This window comes from Cellulophaga baltica (assembly GCF_900102165.1).
Lineage (GTDB): Bacteria > Bacteroidota > Bacteroidia > Flavobacteriales > Flavobacteriaceae > Cellulophaga > Cellulophaga baltica.
The window spans coordinates 1-3,675 of record NZ_FNBD01000036.1 but is presented as its reverse complement, the minus strand read 5'-3'; the positions used below and the strand labels follow the sequence as shown (position 1 = coordinate 3,675).

Below are 3,675 nucleotides of genomic sequence, written 5' to 3'. Positions count from 1 at the left end.
CTTTCGGTAAACAAAAGATGCCCATGCTGGGCACACACAACGTATAAAAATAATAGGGCAATTGTAGCAAAACCGAATGGTTCGGGCGCATTTGCAAGGTCGCCAAATTTTTAAATTTGGCTTATTGACAAAAAAAGATATTAAGAAAAATTTAAAAATTCAGCTTGTGTTTCATCCGAATGGTTTGCGCTCTTTTTCAGCCCTACTATTCTTATACCAGACCGTTGTGTGGCATTTCCAAAACAGCTTTTTCCGATTAAAAATCCTATCTTAAATAAAAATTATTACATTTGTGACTGAACAGTCAGTCATATGAATAACAAAGAAAAAATATTACTCTCAGCATTAACTCTTTTTGCAAAAAATGGATATACCGAAACGTCAATAGATAAAATTGCAAAACAAGCAGGTGTATCAAAAGGATTAACCTATACGCATTTTAAGAATAAGGAAGAGTTATTAACCGTCACCATTGAAAACACTATTACGAAAATGACATCAGAAATGATGGAAATTCAAGAACTAAATTTTAACACTTTTTTCAATTCCTTTTTTGCTAGCCTTCAAAGCAATACAGAAATTATAAGACTATGCCTGCTATTAGTAATCCATCCGCAAACTCCTTCTAAAGTTATTGCATTACTTGACAATCAAAAAAATGAATTGGTAAATCTATTTTCCACCTTGTTGGAAAATGAATTTAGAGAAAATTCGCATAATGAAGCTGAAATTTTATTAGCCACCATAGATGGAATTACAATAGATTACGTAACAAATCCTAACCCTTTAAGCTTAAAAACGAAACAAAAATATTTAACAAATAAATACATATAATGAACGTAATAATAAAAATAGTAATTACAGCTTTATTGCTATTAATAGCAATAAAGCCTTATTTTGAAAAAGGTCAAATCCCTGGAGGACTAAGTGAATTTGAAAATTTAGGATTGATTCCAAGTATAATATTAATTATAACTTTTTTTACAGCAATAGCATTTTATTGTAAATCTTTTCAAACAACCCTTAACTTGATAAAAATTGAAAACAGGACACGAAAACCTAAAAGTGTTTGGTATATGTATTTAATTCCTTTCAATTTCATTGAAGATTTTTTTATTATAATAGACATTTCAAATTCTTTGAAAAGTGAAATGAAATCAAACGAAAATCTAAAGAAATTTGGAGATTTTGGTTTGACATTAGGAATCGGTTGGTCTGTAGCTCAAATCTTTTCATTAATTCCAAATATGGCAGGGCAAATTTCAGGATTTGTTGGCTTAATCTTATGGATAATTCATTGGTCTTTAATAGGAAAAATAAATAAGGTGTTAAAAAACAGCAATTAACATTTATAAATTAGAATATGAAAGATATTAAATTAGACCATTGTGTAATAAACCTTTCAAACTGGGGACGTTCTAATGAATTTTACTCAAAAGTATTGGGTGCAGAAATAATACCTATTGGAAATGGTTTTTCATATAGATTTGGTGAAACTCAATTGAATTGTCATGGACCAAATATTAATGGAACACCAGTTGCAAGAAATAAAGTATTGCCAGGAGGAAGCGATTTATGTTTTATCTGGGAAAAATCAATCGAAAAATTAAAAGAGCATTCGATTGAAATCGAAGTTGGCCCCGTGAAAAGGTTTGGTGTTAAAGGAAAAGGCATGAGTTTTTATTTTAGAGATCCTGAAGGTAGTTTGATGACCGATACGCAAATTCAAAAAACCTAAAGAAAAAAATGAATCGAATAGACAGATTAATGAGTATTTTATGGACAATGCAATACAAGAAATTTGTAAGTGCAGAGCAATTAGCCGATAAATATAATTTGAGTATTCGTACTATCTATAGAGACATAAAAGCATTAAATGAGGTAGGTATTCCTGTTATTCTTGAACCTAATAAAGGTTATTATATAATGCAAGGTTATTTTCTTCCTCCATTGTTATTTACTATTGAGGAAGCTAATGCGTTATTACTCCTTCAAACCCTTGCACATAAATTTACAGATAAATCAATAATAAAAAATTCTGATTCGGCTATTAAAAAAATTAAATCTGTATTGAGAAGTAATGATTTTGAAAAATTTCAAAATTTTTCAAATAAAGTAGAGATATATAACCCTGAAAATGAGCAAAAAGAAAATGATTATTTATCTACTATACAAAAGGCAATTATTGAAAAATTAATTTTAAAAATAGAATATACCGATAATAATAAAAAGAAAACACAAAGAGAAATAGAACCAATCGGTATCATTTTTTACACTAAACAATGGCATCTAATTGCTTGGTGCTGGCTTCGCAAAGATTATCGAGATTTTAAATTAAATCAAATTTTGCATTTAAAACTCACTTCTTTTCCATTCAAAAAGGAACATTCCTATTCTATTCAAGAGTATATGACTATTTTTTAAAATAATTATTTTTCACTGACATAGGGTTGTCATTCCTTGATTCTACATTTGTATAATGAAAAATATAAAGAAGGGAATAATTGAGATTCGCACGTATCATTTAAAAGAAAATTCTGGAAAATTATTTCATAAAATTATCAATGAAAAATCAATACCTATGCATAAACGTTGGAACATCTGTGTTTTGGCTTATGGAAATTCTATTACAGATCAAGATAGCTATTTCCTTGTGCGTCATTACCAAAATATAGAAGAAAAAAAAATAAGTCAAGATTCCTTTTACGGAAGTGACGAATGGAAATTAGGACCAAGAGAATCAATTATTTCATTCATTGAAAATTCTATTGATATAGTAATTCCTTTTAACAAAGAAATAAAAACAATTCTTATTAATTTAAATATTAAATAATGAGTTACTTCTTAATCATAATTTCATTGATAAATTTCACTACTCTTAAAGCACAAAATAATATGAATCAAGATGAAACATTAAAAATACCAGAGTTACAATTTGACCAAAAAGGAGAATTAATAATCACGGCTTCTTCAACTTCTTCTGAACACGATTTTGATTTTTATGAAGGCAAATGGAAACTTCATAACCGAAAATTAAAAACAAAGTTAGAAGCTTGTACCGAATGGATTGAGTTTGAATCAACTCAAGAAATGTATAAAATATTAAATGGAATTGGTAATATTGACAACTACCTTGCTACTTTTGATGGTAAACCATTCGAAGGAATGTCTGTAAGACTTTTCAATCCCAAGACAAAATTATGGTGTATTTATTGGGCTGACTCTAATCAAGGTATATTGCAGCCAGGAGTTTTTGGTTCTTTTGAAAACGATATTGCTCATTTTTTTACAAAAGACAATTTTAATGGTAAAGAAATATTTGTTGTCTTTCGTTGGGATGTAAGAGATAAAGATAATCCTATTTGGAGCCAGGCTTTTTCAGAGGATAAAGGGAAAACTTGGGAATGGAATTGGTATATGTTTTTTAGTAAATTCAATGAAAAATAATTTTATGGAATGATTTATTATTATACGATAAATTTTAATAAAATAAACCAGCGAGCAACACTTACAAATTTGAATGATAAGTTTGCAACTGTTTGGAATTATGAAAATTAATGAGTGAAATATAAATAACGCCACACAATCGAGTAGACGGCTCCGCCCCTAATTAGGAACGGAGTGCGCCTCTCACACCACCGTACATACGGGTCTCGTATACGGCGGTTCAATAAT

6 protein-coding genes are annotated in these 3,675 nt (G+C 29.1%); all 6 read left to right on the top strand.

Annotated features, from left to right (window positions below; all coding sequences use genetic code 11):
- Positions 1-312 precede the first annotated feature (312 nt).
- Positions 313-834 (top strand): TetR/AcrR family transcriptional regulator, encoded by a 522-nt coding sequence (locus tag BLQ19_RS20655; protein WP_074539633.1) that lies wholly within the window; start codon positions 313-315, stop codon positions 832-834.
- A complete protein-coding gene (locus tag BLQ19_RS20650; protein WP_074539632.1) occupies positions 834-1,346 on the top strand; it encodes a hypothetical protein in 513 nt (170 codons plus the stop codon). Before BLQ19_RS20655 ends, BLQ19_RS20650 begins: the two co-directional genes overlap by 1 nt.
- Before the next feature lie 17 nt (positions 1,347-1,363).
- On the top strand, positions 1,364-1,738 hold the full coding sequence (locus BLQ19_RS20645; protein WP_074539631.1) for a VOC family protein: 375 nt from the start codon (positions 1,364-1,366) through the stop codon (positions 1,736-1,738).
- An 8-nt stretch (positions 1,739-1,746) separates the two neighbouring features.
- Positions 1,747-2,424 carry a helix-turn-helix transcriptional regulator gene (locus BLQ19_RS20640; RefSeq protein WP_074539630.1) on the top strand — a complete coding sequence of 226 codons (678 nt, stop codon included), beginning with the start codon at positions 1,747-1,749 and terminating at the stop codon, positions 2,422-2,424.
- Positions 2,425-2,479: 55 nt separating this feature from the next.
- Positions 2,480-2,833: a hypothetical protein gene (locus BLQ19_RS20635; RefSeq protein ID WP_217637595.1), complete on the top strand. Its 354-nt coding sequence runs from the start codon at positions 2,480-2,482 to the stop codon at positions 2,831-2,833.
- 62 nt (positions 2,834-2,895) lie between these two features.
- Complete coding sequence (locus tag BLQ19_RS20975; RefSeq protein WP_083332327.1) at positions 2,896-3,447, top strand: hypothetical protein; 552 nt, start codon at positions 2,896-2,898, stop codon at positions 3,445-3,447.
- Positions 3,448-3,675 lie beyond the last annotated feature (228 nt).

Bases quoted from the DNA above. Each gene is read 5' to 3' on its own strand.
- BLQ19_RS20655 (WP_074539633.1), top strand. From the start codon at position 313: ATGAATAACAAAGAAAAAATATTACTCTCAGCATTAACTCTTTTTGCA.
- BLQ19_RS20650 (WP_074539632.1), top strand. From the start codon at position 834: ATGAACGTAATAATAAAAATAGTAATTACAGCTTTATTGCTATTAATA.
- BLQ19_RS20645 (WP_074539631.1), top strand. From the start codon at position 1,364: ATGAAAGATATTAAATTAGACCATTGTGTAATAAACCTTTCAAACTGG.
- BLQ19_RS20640 (WP_074539630.1), top strand. From the start codon at position 1,747: ATGAATCGAATAGACAGATTAATGAGTATTTTATGGACAATGCAATAC.
- BLQ19_RS20635 (WP_217637595.1), top strand. From the start codon at position 2,480: ATGAAAAATATAAAGAAGGGAATAATTGAGATTCGCACGTATCATTTA.
- BLQ19_RS20975 (WP_083332327.1), top strand. From the start codon at position 2,896: ATGAATCAAGATGAAACATTAAAAATACCAGAGTTACAATTTGACCAA.